This window comes from Nocardioides sp. LMS-CY (genome assembly GCF_018732145.1).
Lineage (GTDB): Bacteria > Actinomycetota > Actinomycetes > Propionibacteriales > Nocardioidaceae > Nocardioides > Nocardioides soli.
Genome location: NZ_CP076104.1, coordinates 3854912 through 3874693, shown reverse-complemented (window position 1 = coordinate 3874693; position 19782 = coordinate 3854912). Strand labels below are relative to the sequence as shown.

The following is a 19782-nucleotide window of genomic DNA, read 5'->3' as shown; positions in this document are numbered from 1 at the left end:
CACGACTCAACCTCGTGACCTAGATGGGCGGCATCGGCGGGTCGGGAACGTACGCCGGGATCTCGCCGGTGTGCTCCATCTCCTCGGGCGGCTGGATCGGCTCCGGTACGCCGGCGGTGATCCGGCTGCCGTCGGCACGGGTGCCGCCGGTGACCGGGCGGTCGCCGAGCAGGCCGTCGACGCGGTCGCCCTGGTCGGGGAGCGGTACGACGACCGGGGTGTTGGGCGCCACGACGTACGACGTGCCGCGCACCGTGACCGGGACCTGGCCGTCGCCCCCGATGATCGAGAACCGCACCCGCTCCTGGGCCAGCTCGACCAGCATCCGGGAGCCGCGCCAGCAGAGTCGGAAGGTCAGCGACGGCCAGGTGGCCGGCAGCCGGGGGTCGAAGGACAGCTGGCCTCCGTAGTCGCGCAGCCCGCCGAACCCGTTGACCAGGGCGCTCCACACGCCGCCCGCGGACGCGACGTGCAGCCCGTCGACCGTGTTGTGGTGGAGGTCGGCCAGGTCGACGTACAGCGACTGGTGGAAGTAGTGGAGCGCGGCGTCGTGGTAGCCGACCTCGGCGGCGATCACGGACTGCACGACCGCCGAGAGCGTCGAGTCGCCGGTGGTGATCGGGTCGTAGTACTCGAAGTCGGCGCGCTTCTCCTCGAGCGTGAACCGGTCGCCCTGGAGGAAGAGCGCCAGCACGACGTCGGCCTGCTTGAGCACCTGGAACCGGTAGATGACGAGCGGGTGGTAGTACAGCAGCAGCGGGCGGGTCTCGGGTGGCGTGCGGGAGAGGTCCCAGACCTCGCGGTCGAGGAAGAAGTCGTCCTGCGGGTGGATGCCGAGGCCCTCGTCGAAGGGGATCGCCATGCCGTCGGCGCAGCGCTGCCACTCCTCCGCCTCGCCGTCGGTGATGCCGAGGCGGGCGGACACCCGCACCCAGCCCTCGGGGTCGTGGGTGCGGATCCGGTGCACCGCCCGCGCCGCCTCCTCGAGGTTGGCCCGGGCCATCACGTTCGTGAACAGGTTGTTGTTCACGACGGTCGTGTACTCGTCGGGTCCGGTGACGCCGTGGATGTGGAAGGACCGGTCGCCGTTGCTGCGCCAGAAGCCCAGGTCCGCCCACATCCGGGCGGTCTCGACCAGGATGTCGATGCCCTCGCGGACCAGGAAGCCGGCGTCGTCGGTCGCACGGACGTACTTCATCAGCGCGTAGGCCACGTCGGCGTCGATGTGCACCTGGGCCGAGCCCGCCGCGTAGTACGCCGAGGCCTCCTCCCCGTTGATCGTGCGCCACGGGTAGAGCGCGCCGGTCTGCGCCATCTCCCGCGCCCGCTCGCGCGCGGCCGGCAGCATGACCGACCGGAAGTGGAGGGCGTTGCGCGCGACCTCCGGCGAGACGTAGGTCAGGAACGGCAGGACGTAGACCTCGGTGTCCCAGAAGTAGTGGCCCTCGTAGCCGGAGCCGGTCACGCCCTTGGCGGGCACGCCGAGCCCGTCGATGCGCGCCGTGGCCTGGGCCAGCGAGAACAGGTTGAAGCGGATCGCCTGCTGCACGGCCCGGTGCTGCGGGGTCGGGGTGGCGATCTCGACGTCGGCGGCGGCCCAGAACCGGGCGTACCAGTCCCGCTGGTCGCTGACGTAGTGGGCGACGCCGTAGCGGGCGGCCCGGTCGAGGGTGCGGTCGCAGCGGTCGGAGAGCTCCCGCACCGGTACGCCGCGCGAGGAGTGGTAGGTGACGAGCTTCTCGAGCCGCGTGGTGGTGCCCTCGGTCGCGTCGATCCGGTAGACCATCTTGGCCTGGTCCTCGTCGGCACGGGCCACGACCTCGTGTCGGTCGGTGGTCGTGAGCACGTGGTCGGCGGCGACCGCGATCGTCATCCCGGAGCTGGCGCACTGGTAGCCGAGCAGCATCCGGTCGTCGTTGGCGTAGTGCATCCGCGGCAGCAGCACCCGGTCGGTGAACGCGCCCGCCTTGCGCGGGTCCAGGGGCTCGACGGCGGTGGCGATGTTGCGGCCGTGGTACTCGTCCCGGCCGTCCTGCCGGTTCAGGATCTGCGAGGAGATGACGACGGGCGCGTCGCCCTTGAGCATCCGCACCTCGAGGGTCATCAGCGCGAGGTGACGCTGGGTCATCGACACCATGCGGGTGGTGTCGACCTGGACGAGCTTGCCCGACGGGGTGCGCCAGATCAGCTGGCGGTGCAGCACGCCGTCGCGGAAGTTGAGGTGCCGCTGGTAGTGCTCCAGGTCGGACGTGCCGAACGTGAGCGGCTCGTCGTCGACGTACAGCTTGAGGACCTTGGTGTCGGGGACGTTGACGATCGTCTGCCCGGTCCGCGCGAAGCCGAAGGCCGCCTCGGCGTGCCGGATCTCCCAGGTCTCGTGGAAGCCGTTGACGTAGGTGCCGTTGGAGTACGCCGGGCGGCCCTCCTCGGGGTTGTCGCGCATGCCGAGGTAGCCGTTCGCGACCGTGAACAGCGTCTCGGTCAGCCCGAGGTCGACGGTGCTGTAGCTGGTCTCGACCAGGCCCCACTCGTCGACCGGGAACCGGCCACGATCGAGCGGGTCGGATCCCACGCGGCGGCTCATGCGGGGTCCTCGCGAACGAGCTCGGCCAGGTCGGCCACGACGAGATCGGCGCCGGCCTCGGTCAGTAGCTCGACACCGGCGCCGCGGTCGACGCCCACCACCAGGCCGAAGTCCCCGGCCCGGCCCGCGCGAACGCCCGAGACGGCGTCCTCGAGCACGACGGACCGGGCGGGGGAGGAGCCCAGCGCCTCGGCCGCGTGCCGGAACGTGTCGGGGGCCGGCTTGCCGCGCAGCCCGAGGTCGTGGGCGACGGCGCCGCTCACGACGGTGCCGAACCGGTCGAGCAGCCCGGCGGCTTCGAGCACCGCCGGCGCGTTGGCCGACGACGACACGACGCCGAGCGGCAGGCCCAGGCCCCGGAGGTGGTCGAGCAGCAGCACCGAGCCGGGGTACGGCGTGACGCCGTCGCGCTCGAGCACGGCGTTGAAGGCGTCGTTCTTGCGGTTGCCCAGGCCGCAGACGGTCTCGGCGCTCGCGGGATCGTCGGGGGAGCCGTCGGGCAGCTCGATGCCGCGCGACCCCAGGAAGTCGCGGACGCCGTCGTAGCGCGGCTTGCCGTCGACGTGGGCGAAGTAGTCGGCGTCGACGTACGGCGCGCGGTCGCCGGGTCCGGCGTACGCAGCGAGGAAGGCGTTGAACATCTCCGACCACGCCCGCATGTGCACCTCGGCGGTCGGGGTGATCACGCCATCGAGATCGAACAGCACGGCGTCGTACTCGGCCCAGGTCACGGTCACAGCAAAATGCTAGGGCCCCCGGCCCCGGCGCGCCGAGATGGCCCGGCGCGCGGCGAGTCAGGGATCAGTCCGGGACGCGACGGTACGCGCCGTCGGAGGCCGCGGTGGCCATCGAGGCGTAGGCACGCAGCGCGCCCGAGACGACCCGCTCCCGGCTCACCGGGGTGAAGGGTCGCTCGCGCTTCTCCTGCGCGGCCCGGCGCTGGTCGAGCACCAGCGGGTCGACCTCGAGGACGATCGAGCGGTTCGGGATGTCGATCGAGATGGCGTCGCCGTCCTCGACCAGCGCGATCGTGCCGCCGCCGGCCGCCTCGGGGGAGACGTGGCCGATCGAGAGGCCCGACGTGCCGCCGGAGAAGCGGCCGTCGGTGATCAGGGCGCACTTCTGGCCCAGGCCCTTCCCCTTGAGGTAGGAGGTCGGGTAGAGCATCTCCTGCATGCCCGGACCACCCCGGGGACCCTCGTAGCGGATCACCACGACGTTGCCGGCCCGGACCTTGCCGTTGAGGATGCCCTCGACGGCGTCGTCCTGGCTCTCGAAGACGATCGCGGTGCCGGAGAAGGTCCACACCTCCTCCGGGACGCCGGCGGTCTTCACGACGCAGCCGTCCTCGGCGAGGTTGCCCTTGAGGATCGCGAGGCCGCCGTCGCGGGTGTAGGCGTGCTCGACGTCGCGGATGCAGCCCTCGGCCGCGTCGGTGTCGAGCGAGCCCCACCGGTTGTCGGTCGAGAACGCCTCCGTCGTACGCACGCCGCCGGGCGCCGCGTGAAAGAGCTCGAGCGCGGCGTCGCTGGCGGTGCCGCTGCGGATGTCCCACTCGTCGAGCCACTGCTGGAGCGACGGGCTGTGGATCGAGTGCACACCCGTGTTGAGCATCCCGCCTCGGTGGAGCTCGCCCAGGAGCGCGGGGATGCCGCCGGCCCGGTGGACGTCCTCCATGTGGTACTTCGGCGTGTTGGGCGCGACCTTGGACAGGCACGGCACCCGGCGCGAGACGGCGTCGATGTCGTCGACCGAGAACGTCATCCCGGCCTCCCGTGCGGCGGCGAGCAGGTGCAGCACCGTGTTGGTCGACCCACCCATCGCGACGTCGAGGGCGAAGGCGTTCTCGAAGGCCTCGTGGGTGGCGATGTTGCGGGGGAGGACCGACTCGTCGTCGTCCTCGTAGTAGCGCTTGGCGAGCTCGACGACGAGCCGTCCCGCCTCCTCGAAGAGCCCGCGTCGAGAGCTGTGGGTCGCCAGCGTGGAGCCGTTGCCGGGCAGGGACAGGCCGATCGCCTCGGTCAGGCAGTTCATCGAGTTGGCGGTGAACATGCCCGAGCAGGAGCCGCACGTCGGGCAGGCCGAGCGCTCCACGACGTCGAGCTGCTCGTCGGTGACGGCGTCGTTGACGGCCAGCACCATCGCGTCGACCAGGTCGAGCTTGGAGTGGACGATCCCCTCGATCGCCTGGGTCTTGCCGGCCTCCATCGGGCCGCCGGACACGAACACCACCGGGATGTCGAGCCGGAGTGCGGCCATCAGCATGCCGGGGGTGATCTTGTCGCAGTTGGAGATGCAGACCAGCGCGTCGGCGCAGTGCGCGTTGACCATGTACTCGACGGCGTCGGCGATCAGCTCGCGGCTGGGCAGCGAGTAGAGCATGCCGGCGTGGCCCATCGCGATGCCGTCGTCGACCGCGATGGTGTTGAACTCCTTCGCGACGCCACCGGCCGCCGCGACCTGCTCGGCCACGATCTTGCCCAGGTCGCGCAGGTGCACGTGGCCGGGCACGAACTCCGTGAAGGAGTTGGCAATGGCGACGATCGGCTTCCCGAAGTCGGAGTCGGTCATCCCGGTCGCGCGCCAGAGGGCACGCGCACCGGCCATGTTGCGGCCCGAGGTCGACGTCGCGGAGCGGAGGATCGGCATGGCGCAAGGTTATGCCGGTGCTGGCCCTCCCCTACCCTCGGTCCATGACCCAGACGCCTCCGACTCCCGACATCAAGCCTCGCTCCCGCGACGTCACCGACGGCCTCGAGAGGGCCGCCGCCCGTGGCATGCTGCGAGCGGTGGGGATGGGGGACGACGACTGGGCGAAGCCGCAGGTCGGCGTCGCGTCGAGCTGGAACGAGATCACGCCCTGCAACCTGTCGTTGCAGCGCCTCGCGCAGGCGGTCAAGAACGGCGTCCACGCGGCGGGCGGCTACCCGCTGGAGTTCGGCACCATCTCGGTGTCCGACGGCATCTCGATGGGTCACGAGGGCATGCACTTCTCGCTGGTCTCGCGTGAGGTGATCGCCGACTCGGTCGAGACGGTGATGATGGCCGAGCGCCTCGACGGCTCGGTGCTGCTCGCCGGCTGCGACAAGTCGCTGCCCGGCATGCTGATGGCGGCCGCGCGCCTCGACCTCGCGAGCGTCTTCCTGTACGCCGGCTCGACGATGCCCGGCCAGGTCGACGGCAACGACGTCACGATCATCGACGCCTTCGAGGCGGTCGGCGCCTGCCTCGCAGGCAAGATCAGCCGCGACGAGGTCGACCGCATCGAGCGGGCGATCTGCCCCGGCGAGGGCGCCTGCGGCGGCATGTACACCGCGAACACGATGGCGGCGGTCGCCGAGGCGATCGGGATGTCGCTGCCGGGCTCGGCCGCGCCGCCGGCGGTCGACCGTAGGCGCGACGGCTTCGCGCACCGCTCCGGTGAGGCGGTGGTGAACCTGCTGCGCCAGGGCATCACCGCGCGTCAGGTGCTGACGAAGGAGGCGTTCGAGAACGCCATCGCGGTCGTGATGGCGCTCGGCGGCTCGACCAACGCCGTCCTGCACCTGCTGGCGATCGCCCGCGAGGCCGACGTCGACCTGACCCTCGACGACTTCAACCGGGTCGGCGACAAGGTGCCGCACCTCGGCGACCTCAAGCCCTTCGGCCGCTACGTCATGAACGACGTCGACAAGATCGGTGGCATCCCGGTCGTGATGAAGGCGCTGCTCGACGCCGGCCTGATGCACGGGGACTGTCTCACCGTCACCGGCAGGACCATGGCCGAGAACCTCGCCGAGCTGTCGCCGCCCGACCTCGACGACGACGTGCTCCGCAGGCTCGACCGGCCGATCCACGCCACCGGCGGACTGACGATCCTCAAGGGCTCGCTCGCCCCCGAGGGCGCGGTCGTGAAGAGCGCGGGCTTCGACGAGTCGGTCTTCTCCGGTACGGCGCGGGTCTTCGACGGAGAGCGGGCCGCGATGGACGCCCTCGAGCGCGGCGAGATCAAGCCGCGCGACGTCGTGGTGATCCGCTACGAGGGCCCCCAGGGCGGCCCGGGCATGCGCGAGATGCTCGCGATCACCGGAGCGATCAAGGGCGCCGGCCTCGGCAAGGACGTCCTGCTGATCACCGACGGCCGCTTCTCCGGCGGTACGACGGGCCTCTGTGTCGGCCACATCGCACCCGAGGCCGTCGACGGCGGCCCGATCGCGTTCCTGCGCGACGGCGACCGGATCACCCTCGACGTCGCCAACCGCACCCTCGAGGTCGCGATCACCGACGAGGCCGAGTGGGAGGCCCGGAAGGTCGGCTGGGAGCCGCTGCCGCCCAAGTACACCCGCGGCGTACTCGGCAAGTACGCCAAGGTGGTGCAGTCCGCCGCCCACGGCGCGATCACCAGCTGAGCCCCCCGCCCCGCCGACCCCGGACCCGGCCGGACGTCATACGGACAGTGTGTCCCCTTCCTCGGAGCGTATGACGTCCCGGGCAGTACACTCGAGGAGTTGAGGAACCCTCAGGCGTCGAGCCCACGTCGTCTTTTCTCGGCGAACCTGGCTCACGCCCGGCCGTTCCGCGGCCGGCGGGATCGGCTCTCATGCGCTCTCACGGCACGCTGACCACGGTCACCCCCGCCACCTCCCCGTGCGCGGCGGCGGAGCCGCACCGCCCCAACCTCCTCGCGGTGATCCGGCATGTCTCGGTGAGCCTGGTGATCGCGATGGTCATCCCCGCCGTGGTCTTCTACGGCCTCTTCGTGCTGGTCGACGTGTGGACCGCCATCATCGTGGCGCTCCTGTGGTCGTACGGTGCCATCGCCTGGCGCGCGGTCACCGGGCGGCGTACGTCGGGCCTGCTGATCCTGGTGGCGATCCTCCTGACGGGCCGGACCGTGCTCTCCGTGGTGGCGGACAGCACGTGGCTGTACTTCCTCCAGCCGATCATCAGCGACGGCGTTATCGCGGCGTTGTTCCTGCTCTCGCTCGCCAGCGCTCGCCCGATGGTGGCGCGGCTCGCCGGCGACTTCTACCCGATGGACCACGAGCTGGCGACGCGACCGCGGGTCCGGCGCCTCTTCTGGCACCTGACGGCCCTGTGGGCGGTGCTCGGGTTGGCGAAGGCGACGATGACGCTGTGGCTGCTGCAGTCGCAGTCGCTCGAGACGTTCGTGCTCGTGAAGAGCATCCTCATGCTGTCGGTCAACGTGCTGGCCGCGTCGTCCACCATCGCGCTGGCCGCCCTGGTGGCCCGCAAGGAGGGCCTGATCGGTTCGACGCGACTGGTTCCCTCGGCCGCGCACGGCTGAGGCTGCTCAGGCGAGCAGGAGTACGCTCGAGAGTAACCGACCTGCCGAGCCAGCTCGTCCGAGCTGCAGGACAGGAACGAAGGGCGGGCGTCATGACGACGTCACCGCGAATCCCGACCGCCGTCGCTCCGACGCGGTCACCGCTGCGTCTCCATCTCGAGGCCTCCGCTGACGGCCGCACCGATGGAACCTGGTGGCCGCAGTCGCGCGACCTGCAGTCCGAGGCGGCCGACCTGGTCGACAGATTCCCGGTGGAGGCCGGGTACATCAATCGGCTGCTCTTCTCACGGCCGGACTGGGACGACTCGTCGGCCGAAGGCCGAGGAGTGCGCCGGATCCAGGCTCGGCGCGGTCCGGTGAAGGTCGGCTCCTTCCCCCGCGACGACACCCACCTGATGGTCCTCTCGATGTCGACGGGAGAGCGACTGAGGATCGAGGTGATCCCCAGTGCCACCGAGGCAGCCGAGGGCGCCCGGCTGATGCGCGGTGGCCGACCCGTCAGCACCCCGACCGGGGCGGACCGGATCACGAGCACCAGCATGGACACCGCGCGCTGGGACAACGAGAGTCCGGCTGGCTGAGGTGCGCCCCATCCGTAGGAGGCCACGATGGCCTACGTGATGTTGTACGGCGTCGGCTGGACTCAACGCTGGCGCATCCCGGACGGGTCGGTCGCGTTCGTCCGGGCCGAGATCGATCGTGTCGGCCGCAACGAGACCGGCCACCTGCCTGTCGTCGACCCGAGTTCGGAGGAGGACATCGTCCTCGTGATCGCCTGGCAGCACGTCGCCGCGGCCGTGGTCCTTGGCGGCGAGGGCGGCGATGACACCGACGCTTCGGAGACGCTCGGTCAGTACCGCTGAGCGCCGCAAGCCTGGCTGGATCCCTTGATGATGCGCCGCAAGCGGGCCAGGAAGCCCCGCTCCGCCCGTCCCGGACTTCCCACGCCCGCCGCCCGCACGGCATCATCCCACCGTGGACGAGGACGACGACGTCGTGGTGAGCGACGACGGCCGCCGGCTGCGGCCGGTCAAGTCACTGTTGCGGGCCCTGGATGTGCTCGAGGTGCTGGCCGCCAGCGACCGGCCGCTGACCGTGGCCGAGATCGCCGCGGGTGCCGGGGCCTCGCGCACCGCGGCGTACAACGTCATCACCACCTACGAGATCCGCGGCCTGCTGCGCCGCGACTCCCAGGGTCGCTACCTGCTCGGCTGGGGTCTCTTCGAGCTGGGGGAGCGGGCGCGGTCGCACTCCGACCTCAGCGGTGCCGCGCGCCCGGTGGTCGAGGACCTCGCTGAGAGCACCGGAGAGACCGTGCTGCTCGGCGTGCTCGACCAGGGCTCGGTGATCTACGTCGAGAAGGCCGAGAGCCGGCGCTCGGTCCGGATGGTCGAGGCTCCCGGCCGGCGCCTCGCGCTGCACGAGTCCGCGACCGGCCTGGTCCTCCTGGCGTACGCCGCGCCGGCGTTCCGGGAGCGCTATCTCGCGGACGGCGGCGTCCCCGATCGGCTGGTCGAGGTGACCGACGAGATCCGGGCGCGCGGCTACGCGGCCTCGGTCCAGGACCTCGACCCGGACCTGACGAGCGCGTCCGTCCCCGTGCCCGGACCGCACGGCGATCCGGTCGCGGCGCTCACCGTCGCCGGGCCCGCGAGCCGGTTCACCCGCGAGCGGGTCGAGGAGTTCCTGCCGCGGATCCTCGGCGCGGCCGCGGCGATCAGCAAAGCCCTCGGTGGTCGAGTCGGCTCTTGACAGTGCCGACGCGCGTCCTTACCTTCGACTGCATCTCGTCTGTGTCACAGATGACATGTCTGTGTGACAGACACACGCAGGACTGAACCGGAGGGTGCACATGCGCCGGAACATCGTCAGGAAAGCGACCACTCTCGGGGTCCTCGCCGTCTGCCTCGCCGCGGCCGGCTGCTCGGGTGAGAGTGCCACCCAGCAGCGCGACGGCGGCGACGGTGACGGCGACGGGGGCAGCGTCACCATCAGCCACTGGCAGCACCACAGCGACGCCCGGGCGGAGCTGGTGCAGAACTTCGCCGACGAGTACGACGGCGCGAGCATCGACTTCCAGTCGATCCCGTACGAGTCGTACTTCCAGAAGCTGGGAGCCGCGCTCGAGGCGGGCAACGGCCCCTGCGTGTTCCAGCTCCCCGCGAACATCCTGGCCGAGTTCCACGACCGCGGGCAGCTCGCCCCGGTGCCGGACTCGGTGATGTCCGCCGACGAGATCGAGGAGGCGTTCACCCCGGCGTCGATCCGGCTGCTGAAGATCGAGGGCGAGTACTACGCGCTGCCCACCGATGTGCAGACGCTGATGCTCTTCTACAACGACGACCTCTTCGAGGAGGCCGGTCTCGACCCGACCCAGGACTTCGCCACCTGGGAGGACCTGCGCCAGGCCGCGATCGCGCTGACCAAGACCAACGGCAGCAAGCTGACCCAGGCCGGCCTGGACATCTCCTCCTCGCCCTACCAGTGGTACTACAGCGCGCCGACCCTCGCCTACGAGGACGGCCTGGTCAACGACGAGACCAACGACGTCAACTACGACTCCGAGCCCGGCTACCAGGCCTGGGACCGGCTGACCAGCCTGGTCCTCGACGACGGCGTGGACTCGCCGGAGTTCCTCGCCGAGCAGAGCAAGTTCGCGATCGGCAAGGCCGGCATGACCTTCCGGGAGTACACCTTCACCGGGGTCTACAACCTGACCGCGCCCGACCTCAACTTCAGCGTCCACGTTGCGCCGCCGGTCGCCGACGAGACGTTCGCGCCCGTGGCCAGCACCTCGTGGTCGTACGCCGTGTCAAAGGACTGCGCCGACCAGGACGCCGCCTGGGAGTGGGTGTCCTACCTGACCTCCGAGGACGCCCAGCGCACCTGGACGGCCGAGGGCGGCGAACTGCCGTCGCGGTCCGCGCTGCTCGAGGACGAGTCGCTCCAGGACGACCCGAACGTCGCGGCCGGGTTCGCCTCGCTCGACGGCGCCGTGCCCTACGACTCCCTGGGCTGGGACGACGCGTTCGCGATCCAGCAGGAGATCTGGGACCAGATCGTCCTCAACGGCAAGGACGTCCAGTCGGCCGTCGACAAGGGAGCCGAGGAGGAGCGCGCACTGTACCGGCGCAAGGGCCTGCTCGAGTGAGCTCCGTCGCCGTACCCCGGGGACGCGGGGCGAGGCCGAGGGGAGGCCTGCGACGTCACCAGACGAAGTGGGCCTTCATCTTCCTCGCCCCCGCCCTCGTGCTCTTCGGGCTCACCGTCTTCTACCCGATGGCGCGGGCCCTGCAGTACAGCCTCTACAAGTGGCCGCTGGGCGGCGCCAAGGAGTTCGTCGGCCTCGACAACTACCGCCGACTGCTGTTCGACGACTCCGGCTTCCGGCAGTCGGTGGAGGTGACGCTGTACTTCACGGTGCTCAGCGTGCTGCCGACCATCCTGCTGGCCCTGGTCGTGGCCGTGCTCCTCAACGACGCGCGGCTGCGCGCCCGGGGCCTGTTCCGCACCATCTACTTCGTGCCGGTGGTGACCTCCCTGGTCGCGGTCGGCTACGTGTGGAAGGCGCTCCTGGAGCCGTCCTTCGGCCTCGTCAACACCGTGCTCGGCTGGGTGGGCATCTCGGGCCCGGGCTGGCTCGCCAGCCCCGACTGGGCGCTCGACGGCATCGTCTTGATGACCGTCTGGCGCGACCTCGGGTTCTACATGGTGGTGTTCCTGGCCGGCCTCCAGGCGATCCCGCGCGACGTCATGGACGCGGCGCGGATCGACGGCGCCGGCGCCTGGCAGCGGTTCCGGCACATCACCATGCCGCTGCTCAACCCGAGCATCGTGCTCGCCGCCGTGATCGGCGTGATCAACGGCCTCCAGCTGTTCACCCAGGTCTACGTGATGACCGGGTCCGCCCAGCAGTTGCCGGGCGGCCCGCTGGGCAGCACCCGCTCGGTCGTGTTGTACGTCGTGGAGCAGACCTTCCGGCCGCTGGAGATGGGCTACGGCTCGGCGGCGGCGTTCCTGCTCTTCGTGCTGATCATGATCGCCACCCTGATCCAGTTCCGGCTCATCCAACGGAAGTTCGAGTACTGATGCGCGCCGCGACCCGGACCCTCGACGTCACCAAGTACCTGCTGCTCAGCGTGGGCGCGGTGGCGATGCTGACCCCGCTGCTGTGGATGGTGCTGGCGTCGTTCAAGACGCTGCCGGAGATCCTGACCTTCCCACCGACGTTCCTGCCCGAGCAGGTCAACCTCGACAACTACCGCGCGGTCTTCGACACCGCGGACTTCGTCCGCTACTTCCTCAACAGCGTGCTCGTGGCCGCGATCAGCGTCGTGAGCGTGCTGCTGACCAGCTCGATGGCCGGCTACGCCTTCGCCAAGTTCTCGTTCTGGGGCCGTGACGTGCTGTTCGTCGTGGTGCTCGCGACGCTGATGATCCCGTTCCAGGTGCGGGTGATCCCGCTCTACGTGCTGGCGAGCGACCTCAAGCTGCTGAACACGTACGCCGGCATGGTGATGCCGACGCTCGTCGACGCCTTCGGGGTCTTCCTGATGCGGCAGTACATGATGACGATCCCGAACGAGCTGATCGAGAGCGCCCGCGTCGACGGCGCCGGAGAGCTGCGGATCTTCTTCCGGATCGTGCTGCCACTGGCCAAGCCGGCGCTGTCGGCCCTGACGATCTTCACGCTGGTGGTCAGCTGGGAGTCGTTCCTGTGGCCGCTGCTGGTGGCGTCGACCTCCGACATGTACACGCTGCCGCTGGGCCTGGCCCAGTTCGCCGGCCGCTACGTCGATCGGACCGACCTCCAGATGGCGGCGGCGACCATGACCGTCCTCCCGATCCTCATCGCCTTCCTGTTCATGCAGAAGCGGTTCATCGAGGGCATGGCCACGACAGGGATGAAGTGAGACCGGGACGGCGCTGGGTCGCGACCGGGACGAGGAGACAGGACGAGAGGGGGAGTGGCGTGGACATGGCAGAGGCGGGATCGCCGTCCGGCGGCATCGGCATCGACGTGGGCGGCACCAAGATCGCCGGAGTCGTGATCGAGCCCTCCGGCTCGGTGGTGGCGCGACAGCGGATCCCCACACCGCGCGAGGGCGGCGCCGCCGTCGTCGAGGCCTGCATCGAGGTCGCCTCGGGCCTGCTCACCGTGGCTCGCTCGGGTGGTCTAGCCGTCGGCCCCGTGGTGCTGGGCATGCCGGGGACCATCGACTCGGTCCGCGGCGTCGTCCGTGACTCGCCGGTGCTCAAGATGACCGACTGCGAGGTCGTGGCCGAGGTGCAGAGCGCGGTCGGTCATCCCGCCAACGTCATCCACGACGTGAAGGCCGCGGCGTTCGGTGAGCTGATGGCCGGCGCCGGCATCGGCCAGGCCGACGTGGCCTACCTGAACCTCGGTACCGGCGTCTCCATGTCCTTCGTCTTCGACTGGCAGGTGCACCGGGGCGTGAGCGGGCTCGCCGGCGAGATCGGCCACGTCCGCGCCGTGCCGGACGGCATCCGGTGCAACTGCGGGCGCTACGGCTGTCTGGAGACCGTCGCGTCCGGGCCGGCGATCGCCCGGGCGGCCGGTCTCCCCGGAGGCGGTGTCGAGGCGGTGTCGGCCGCGGCGACGGCGGGCGACGAGCGCGCGATCGCCGCCATCACCGACGCCGCGAGCCACCTCGGGCGGGTGCTGGCCGACTACCTGACCGTGCTCGACCTGCACCTGCTGATGGTCGGCGGCGGCGTGTCCGAGGTCGGGCCACTGCTGCTCGACCGGCTCCAGGAGACGATCGACGAGAACCTCGCCGACGTGGCCAACTCGGTGCGGGTGGTGCCGGCCGCGCTCGGCGCCGAGTCCGGCGTGCTGGGTGCGGCGCACCGCTCACGGCTGCTCCGCGACGACCGGCGGTCGACCCGGTGGTGACGTCGTGGTGAGGGTCGCCCTGGTCGGCGCCGGCTACATCGCGGGCTCCCACGCCGCGGCGTACGCCGCGCACCCCGACGCCGAGATCGCCTACGTCGTGGACCCGGTCGCGGAGAAGGCGGCCGCCCTGGCCGAGCGGTACGGCGCCCGCCCGCTCGCCGACGTCGAGGCGCTGCTCGACTCCGACGTCGAGGCGCTCAGCGTGTGCACCCCGTCACCGACCCATGCGGACATCGCGGTCGCGGCGCTCGCGGCCGGCAAGCACGTGCTCTGCGAGAAGCCGGTCGCCCGGACGCTCACCGACGGCGAGCGGATCGTCGAGGCGGGTCGTCGCGGCCCGGGCCTGCTGATGATCGGGCACGTCTCCCGCTTCGAGCCCGATCACCGGGCCGCCCGCGACGCCGTGCGCGACGGTCGGATCGGCGAGGTGCGGATGATGTCGCAGTCGATCACCGGCGAGCTGCCGGGCTGGAGCGAGCAGGGCTGGCTGGCCGATCCCGACCAGTCGGGCGGGCCGCTGCTCGACCTCGCGATCCACAGCTTCGACTACCTGACCTGGGTGTGCGGCGGCGTCCCCGAGCGGGTCCACGCGGTCGGCGCCACCCGACCCGACGGTCTGATCGACTACGCGGTCGCCACCGTGCGCTACGACAGCGGCGCGCTCGCCGTCGTGGAGACCAGCTGGGCGCACCCGGCCGGGCACGGCCTCGAGCTGGCCACCGAGCTGTCCGGCAGCGCCGGCCGGATCGCGTGGGACTACGCTGGCGTCGCGGTCGGCAGCGTGAAGCGGGCCGGCGCCGCGCCGCAGGCGATCAGTCAGCTCGGCGACCGGGGCTTCCGGGCGGAGTTGGCCGCGTTCCTGGACGCGGTCGCGACCGGCGGCCCGAGCCCGGTGCCCGCCGAGGAGGGCCTGCTGGCGCTCCGGGTCGCGCTCGCGGCGGTCGAGTCGCTGCGCACCCGCCGGACGGTCCACCTGCCCCGTCGCGGATCGGAGTCACCGTGATCGACGTCGTCCTGCTCGGCTGCGAGCACCTGCCCCACGCCAGGTCGTACGCCGCCGCGCTGCAGCGCAGCCGCGGCGGCCGACTGGTCGGCGTGTACGACGGGTCGCCCCAGCTCGGCGGCCCGTTCGCCGAGAGGCTGGGCGTGCCCTTCGACGCGGACCCCGACCGGCTGCTGGGCCGGCTCCGTCCGGCGGCCGCCGTGGTCTGCAGCGCGACCGCCGGGCACCGCGACCTCGTCGAGCTGGCCGCCTCGCACGGCGTCCACGTGCTGTGCGAGAAGCCGCTGGCGACGACGGTCGCCGACGCCGAGGCGATGGTCGCGACCTGTGCCGAGCACGGAGTGCAGCTGCACACGGCGTTCGTCTCCCGGTTCTACCCCGCGCTCCTGGACGCCCGGGACGTCGTCGCCCGGGGCGAGCTCGGCCGGGTGCGCGGCATGGTCGGCGGGAACCGCGGCCGTCCACCGCTGGCGCCGCGCTACCCGTCCTGGATCACCGAGGCCGGGCCGGCCGGCGGCGGCGCGCTCATCGACCACTCCGTGCACGTGCTCGACGCGATGCGCTTCGTCACCGGACTCGAGGCTCGCGAGGTGCTGGCCGAGACCGCGACGCTCTTCGTCGACACCGAGGTCGAGGACAGCGCACTCGTCTCGGTCGTCTTCGAGGACGGCGTGCCCGCCAGCATTGATCCCAGCTGGTCGGTCACCCCGGAGAGCCCGTGGGACTACGACTTCTACCTGCGGCTCCTCGGCAGCGAGGGCTCGCTCACGATCGCGACCGGACGGGAGTCGCTCGCCGTCTCGGGTCGGCACGACGGCCGCACCCACGCGCACGTCCCGTTCGAGCCGGACATCGACCAGGCCATGGTCGAGGCGTTCCTGCGGTCCGTCGCCCACGGGCGAGTCCTCGATCCGTGCGCCACCGGCGAGGACGGACTGCGCGCGGTCGAGGTCGCCTGCGCGGCGTACGCCTCGGTGGCGGCGGAGGGGTTCGTCACGACGGACGACCGTGGCTGAGACGGCGGTCCTCGCCGGCCGCGCGCTGGTCGAGGGTCAGCTCGTCGGGCCGGTGACGCTCACGATCGCCGACGGCCGCATCGCCGGCATCGAGACGCCGCGTGCCGCGGGCGTGCTCGACGCGTCCCGCGCGACCGTCGTGCCCGGGCTGATCGACCTGCACACCCACGGCGGCGCCGGAGTCCAGGTGATCGACGGTCCGGACGCCGACCTCGACCGGCTCGCGACGTTCTACGCCGAGCACGGGGTGACCGGCTTCCTGGCCACCGTCGGCGGGAGCCGCGAGCACATCCTCGACGGCATCGCCGCCGTCCGGGCGCGCCTCGCCGCCGGACCGCCCCGGGGCGCCCGGATCCTCGGGGTCCACGTCGAGGGCCCCTTCATCAGCCCGCACGCGCTCGGGGCGTTCCGCCCCGACTCCGTGCGGACGCCGGACCCGGACCTCCTCCGGGAGATGCTCGCCGCGGCCGATGGCCACCTCCGCCTGATGACCGTCGCGCCGGAGGACTCCGTCGGCGTCATCGCGCTCGCGGTCGAGAACGGCGTGGTCTGCTCGGCGGGGCACTCCGTCGCCTCGGCCGGGCAGACCACCCGTGCCGTGGACGCTGGGGTCCGCAGCGTCACGCACCTCTTCAACGGGATGGCGCCCTTCCACCACCGCGAGCCCGGCCTGATCGGGGTCGCGCTCACCGACGATCGGCTCGTCTGCGAGGTGATCGCGGACGGCGTCCACGTGCACCCGACGGCGATCCGCCTCGTCGCGCGGGCGAAGGGGGTGCGCGGCATCGCGCTGGTCAGCGACTCGATCTCCGCGACCGGCCTGCCCGCGGGGGAGTACGAGCTGGAGGAGCAGCGCGTCACGGTCGCGGACGGCGCCGTGCGGCTGGCCGACGGCACCCTGGCCGGGAGCACGCTCACGCTCGACCGCGCGGTCGCCAACTTCGCCCGGTGGGCGGACGTCCCGTGGGAGGAGGCGGTCCGCTCCGCCACGGAGGTGCCGGCCCGGCTGCTCGGCCTCGGGGCCAGCCACGGCACGATCGCGGTCGGCAGGAACGCGGACCTCGCCGCGTTCGACGACCGGCACCGGCTGCTCTGGACGATGGTCGGGGGCGAGGTGCACCCCGCGTGACCACGATGATGCGCGAGGAGATCCTCGAGCAGCCGGCCGCGATTGCGCGGACCGTCGCGGCCCTGCGCCCGCGCACCGACGACGTGCGCCGCTTGGCGGTCGGCCGCCGGCAGGTGCTGTTCGCGGCGCGCGGCTCCTCCGACAACGCCGCGACCTACGGCCGCTACCTCACCGAGATCGTCGCCGGCCGCGCCGCCGCCGCCCTCGCGCCCAGCGTGGCCACGGCGTACCGCCGCCGCGTCGACCTGGGCCACGCGCTCGTCGTCTGTCTCTCGCAGTCGGGCGAGACCGCCGAGCTGGTCGAGACGCTGGCCTGGGCCCGGACCTGTGGAGCGGCGACCGTGGCCGTCACGAACGTCGGCGACAGCGCCCTCGCCCGCGGCGCCGATCTCGCGCTCGTGACCGCGGCCGGACCGGAGCGGGCGATCCCGGCCACGAAGACCTTCACCGCCCAGCTGGTGGCCATGGCGCTCCTGGCCGATGCGCTCGCGCCCACGCCGGGCGCGGTGCCGGGGATCGAGCGGGTGCCGGACGCCGTGGCCGAGCTGGTCCGCGGGCGATCCGGCATCGAGCGGGCCGTCGACGTGCTGCTCGGCCGGCCGCGCACCCTCGTCACCGGCCGCGGCCTCGGGTACGCCGTCGCGGCGGAGCTCGCACTGAAGCTGGAGGAGACCTGCCTGCGCCCGGTGCCCGGGTTGTCGTACGCCGACCTGCGACACGGGCCGATCGCGATCGTCGACGACCGGGTCGCCGCCATCGTCGTCGCGCCGCGGGACGGGCCGGTGCTCGCCGGTCTCACCGGCCTGGTGCCGGAGCTCCGCTCGCGCGGCGCCGCCGTGGTCGGGATCGGCCTGGCAGCAGGCGTCGACGCCCACGTCGCCGGCCCGGACCTGCCGGAGATCCTCGCCCCGATCGGCCTCGTGGCCGCCGGCCAGCTGGTGGTCGAGGGCCTGGCGCGCGGCCTCGGGCTCGACCCCGACGCGCCTCGTGGCCTGCGCAAGGTCACCCAGACCGACCCTGAGGAGGCCGGATGAGCGCGGTGACGACGGGCGGCGGTGGCTGGTCCACCGACCACGCTCGGGAGAAGGTGGGGGACCCACCGCCGCTGAGCCCGGCCGGCGGGCGGCGGTGGCTGGTCCACGTGCCGGACAGTGGATTCGGTGCGTCACCCACCGCTGGCACGGGATCGACCGGATGAGCCGCCCCCTGGACCTCCTGATCCGCCACGCCACGGTGCACACCATGGACCCGAGCCGTCCCCGGGCCACCAGCATCGGCATCTGGAACGGCCGGATCGTCGGCGTCGACGACGAGGTCGCCGGCTGTCGCGCAACCCACGTCGTCGACCTGGACGGCGCCACCGTGGTGCCGGGCCTCCACGACGCGCACTGCCACACCACGTCGTACGGCGTCGCGGCCACGCAGCTCGAGCTCAGCGACGCCCCGACCACCGAGGCCGTGCTCGACCGGGTGGCCGAGCACGCCGACGGCCTGCCGGACGGCGCCTGGGTCGTCGGCGTCGGCTACCGCGACCGGGACCGGCCGGAGCGCCACCCGACCAGCGCCGAGCTCGACCGGGCGGCGGGCGGTCGCCCGGTCTGGCTCACGCACCGCTCCGGCCACCTGTGCGCGGTCTCGTCCGCGGTGCTCCGGCTGCTGCCGCACCCGCTGCCCGCCGCCGCGGTCGACTACGTGGGTCGCGACGCGAACGGCGAGCCGACCGGCCTGCTGGAGGAGGCCGCGATGGAGCTCGTGAAGGAGGTCGTGGGACCCGGGTCGGTCGAGGACATGGTCAGCGCGATCGAGGTCGCGACCCGGCAGTACGTCAGCGAGGGAGTCACCAGCATCACCGAGGCCGGCATCGGCTGCCCGGGCGTCGACCACAGTCCGCTCGAGATCGGTGCCTGGCAGCTCGCCGCCCGCACCGGCCGGGCGCACACGCGCGCGCACCTGATGGTCTACAGCGAGCTCCTTCACGAGCTGCCGCACCACCCCGCCGACGCCGCCCGGTTCGGCCTTGACCTCGGGCTGCACACCGGCTTCGGTGACGACCGGGTCCGGATCGCCGCGATGAAGGTGTGGCTCGACGGCGCCGGATCCGCGGGCGGGGCCGCGACCGGCGCCGACGGCGACCCCGACGCCCACCTCGTCGACGATCCGCGCCGACTGCGCCGGATCATCGTCGATGCGCATCGTGCCGGATGGCAGGTCGCCGCCCATGCGATGGGCGACCGGGCGGTCGACCTCCTCCTCGACGCGCTGGAGGAGGCCGGATCCGTCGCGGAGGTGCGCCGGCGCCGGCATCGTGTCGAGCACGGCGGGCTGATCAGGCCCGATCAGGTCGACCGCCTGCGTCGGCTCGGCATCGTGGTGGTCATCCAGCCCGCGTTCATCAGTGAGTTCGGCGACGCGCTCGCGCACCACTTCGGCGCCGCTCGCGTCGACTGGTCGATCCGGCAGCGCAGCCTGCTCGACGCGGGCGTCGTCGTGGCCGCGAGCTCGGACCGGCCGGTCGCCCCCGGGGCGCCGCTGCTCGGGATCCGCGCCATGGTCGAGCGGCGCACCGACTCCGGCGAGCCGTACGGCACCCGCGAGCGCGTCTCGGCCGAGGAGGCCCTGCGGGCGTACACCGTGCACGCGGCGTACGCCGCCGGGCGGGAGCACGAGGTCGGCACGATCGCCGGTCGCCGGCTCGCCGACCTGGCGGTGCTCGACGACGACCCGACCACCGTCGACGCCGCGGCGATCGAGGGGATCCGCGTGCTGGCCACCCTCGTCGACGGTGTGGCCGCGCACGATCCGGGCCTGCTGTTCGGCGGCTGACCGACCGGCTCTCGTGCTGGATC

At 72.1% G+C, this 19782-nt stretch carries 17 protein-coding genes; 14 read left to right on the top strand and 3 right to left on the bottom strand.

Features of this window, described 5'->3' with window-relative positions; all coding sequences use genetic code 11:
- Window positions 1-19 precede the first annotated feature (19 nt).
- From KM427_RS18450 to ilvD (KM427_RS18440), 3 genes are all read right to left on the bottom strand, one after another.
- Entirely contained in the window at window positions 20-2584 is a 2565-nt protein-coding gene (locus KM427_RS18450) for a glycoside hydrolase family 65 protein (protein ID WP_215524865.1), read from the bottom strand.
- Window positions 2581-3315, bottom strand: a complete 735-nt coding sequence (locus KM427_RS18445) for an HAD family hydrolase (RefSeq protein ID WP_215527675.1) — start codon at window positions 3313-3315, stop codon at window positions 2581-2583. The genes KM427_RS18450 and KM427_RS18445 overlap by 4 nt, the downstream gene beginning before the upstream one ends.
- Before the next feature lie 70 nt (window positions 3316-3385).
- The gene (gene ilvD / locus KM427_RS18440) at window positions 3386-5233 is read right to left on the bottom strand and encodes a dihydroxy-acid dehydratase (protein ID WP_215524864.1); all 1848 of its coding nucleotides are present in this window, start codon (window positions 5231-5233) and stop codon (window positions 3386-3388) included.
- 44 nt (window positions 5234-5277) lie between these two features.
- Between ilvD (KM427_RS18440) and ilvD (KM427_RS18435) the strand changes: the two genes are divergently transcribed.
- From ilvD (KM427_RS18435) to KM427_RS18370, 14 genes are all read left to right on the top strand, one after another.
- Entirely contained in the window at window positions 5278-6972 is a 1695-nt protein-coding gene (ilvD, locus tag KM427_RS18435) for a dihydroxy-acid dehydratase (RefSeq protein ID WP_215524863.1), read from the top strand.
- Between the two features lie 191 nt (window positions 6973-7163).
- Window positions 7164-7871, top strand: a complete 708-nt coding sequence (locus KM427_RS18430; RefSeq protein WP_215524862.1) for a VC0807 family protein — start codon at window positions 7164-7166, stop codon at window positions 7869-7871.
- Window positions 7872-7963: 92 nt separating this feature from the next.
- Window positions 7964-8452, top strand: coding sequence for a DUF5994 family protein (locus tag KM427_RS18425; RefSeq protein WP_215524861.1), 489 nt, complete (start codon window positions 7964-7966; stop codon window positions 8450-8452).
- A 27-nt stretch (window positions 8453-8479) separates the two neighbouring features.
- The gene (locus KM427_RS18420) at window positions 8480-8734 is read left to right on the top strand and encodes a hypothetical protein (RefSeq protein ID WP_215524860.1); all 255 of its coding nucleotides are present in this window, start codon (window positions 8480-8482) and stop codon (window positions 8732-8734) included.
- 112 nt (window positions 8735-8846) lie between these two features.
- The gene (locus KM427_RS18415; protein WP_215524859.1) at window positions 8847-9623 is read left to right on the top strand and encodes an IclR family transcriptional regulator; all 777 of its coding nucleotides are present in this window, start codon (window positions 8847-8849) and stop codon (window positions 9621-9623) included.
- Between the two features lie 100 nt (window positions 9624-9723).
- The gene (locus KM427_RS18410; protein WP_215524858.1) at window positions 9724-11022 is read left to right on the top strand and encodes an ABC transporter substrate-binding protein; all 1299 of its coding nucleotides are present in this window, start codon (window positions 9724-9726) and stop codon (window positions 11020-11022) included.
- Window positions 11019-11960, top strand: a complete 942-nt coding sequence (locus KM427_RS18405) for a carbohydrate ABC transporter permease (protein WP_215524857.1) — start codon at window positions 11019-11021, stop codon at window positions 11958-11960. Before KM427_RS18410 ends, KM427_RS18405 begins: the two co-directional genes overlap by 4 nt.
- A complete protein-coding gene (locus KM427_RS18400; protein ID WP_183593375.1) occupies window positions 11960-12784 on the top strand; it encodes a carbohydrate ABC transporter permease in 825 nt (274 codons plus the stop codon). The genes KM427_RS18405 and KM427_RS18400 overlap by 1 nt, the downstream gene beginning before the upstream one ends.
- Window positions 12785-12849: 65 nt before the next feature.
- On the top strand, window positions 12850-13788 hold the full coding sequence (locus KM427_RS18395; protein WP_252275426.1) for an ROK family protein: 939 nt from the start codon (window positions 12850-12852) through the stop codon (window positions 13786-13788).
- A gap of 7 nt (window positions 13789-13795) precedes the next feature.
- Window positions 13796-14791: a Gfo/Idh/MocA family protein gene (locus tag KM427_RS18390; protein WP_215524855.1), complete on the top strand. Its 996-nt coding sequence runs from the start codon at window positions 13796-13798 to the stop codon at window positions 14789-14791.
- Window positions 14788-15807 carry a Gfo/Idh/MocA family protein gene (locus tag KM427_RS18385; protein ID WP_215524854.1) on the top strand — a complete coding sequence of 340 codons (1020 nt, stop codon included), beginning with the start codon at window positions 14788-14790 and terminating at the stop codon, window positions 15805-15807. Before KM427_RS18390 ends, KM427_RS18385 begins: the two co-directional genes overlap by 4 nt.
- Window positions 15800-16936, top strand: a complete 1137-nt coding sequence (nagA, locus tag KM427_RS18380) for an N-acetylglucosamine-6-phosphate deacetylase (protein ID WP_215524853.1) — start codon at window positions 15800-15802, stop codon at window positions 16934-16936. The genes KM427_RS18385 and nagA overlap by 8 nt, the downstream gene beginning before the upstream one ends.
- Before the next feature lie 5 nt (window positions 16937-16941).
- Window positions 16942-17970: an SIS domain-containing protein gene (locus KM427_RS18375; protein WP_252275423.1), complete on the top strand. Its 1029-nt coding sequence runs from the start codon at window positions 16942-16944 to the stop codon at window positions 17968-17970.
- Window positions 17971-18130: 160 nt separating this feature from the next.
- Window positions 18131-19759, top strand: coding sequence for an amidohydrolase (locus KM427_RS18370; RefSeq protein ID WP_215524852.1), 1629 nt, complete (start codon window positions 18131-18133; stop codon window positions 19757-19759).
- Window positions 19760-19782 lie beyond the last annotated feature (23 nt).

What these genes read in the sequence shown, in the direction of transcription:
- KM427_RS18450 (WP_215524865.1), bottom strand. Translation starts at nt 2,584, where the DNA reads ATGAGCCGCCGCGTGGGATCCGACCCGCTCGATCGTGGCCGGTTCCCG.
- ilvD (WP_215524864.1), bottom strand. Translation starts at nt 5,233, where the DNA reads ATGCCGATCCTCCGCTCCGCGACGTCGACCTCGGGCCGCAACATGGCC.
- ilvD (WP_215524863.1), top strand. Translation starts at nt 5,278, where the DNA reads ATGACCCAGACGCCTCCGACTCCCGACATCAAGCCTCGCTCCCGCGAC.
- KM427_RS18430 (WP_215524862.1), top strand. Translation starts at nt 7,164, where the DNA reads ATGCGCTCTCACGGCACGCTGACCACGGTCACCCCCGCCACCTCCCCG.
- KM427_RS18425 (WP_215524861.1), top strand. Translation starts at nt 7,964, where the DNA reads ATGACGACGTCACCGCGAATCCCGACCGCCGTCGCTCCGACGCGGTCA.
- KM427_RS18420 (WP_215524860.1), top strand. Translation starts at nt 8,480, where the DNA reads ATGGCCTACGTGATGTTGTACGGCGTCGGCTGGACTCAACGCTGGCGC.
- KM427_RS18410 (WP_215524858.1), top strand. Translation starts at nt 9,724, where the DNA reads ATGCGCCGGAACATCGTCAGGAAAGCGACCACTCTCGGGGTCCTCGCC.
- KM427_RS18400 (WP_183593375.1), top strand. Translation starts at nt 11,960, where the DNA reads ATGCGCGCCGCGACCCGGACCCTCGACGTCACCAAGTACCTGCTGCTC.
- KM427_RS18395 (WP_252275426.1), top strand. Translation starts at nt 12,850, where the DNA reads ATGGCAGAGGCGGGATCGCCGTCCGGCGGCATCGGCATCGACGTGGGC.
- KM427_RS18375 (WP_252275423.1), top strand. Translation starts at nt 16,942, where the DNA reads ATGATGCGCGAGGAGATCCTCGAGCAGCCGGCCGCGATTGCGCGGACC.
- KM427_RS18370 (WP_215524852.1), top strand. Translation starts at nt 18,131, where the DNA reads ATGAGCCGCCCCCTGGACCTCCTGATCCGCCACGCCACGGTGCACACC.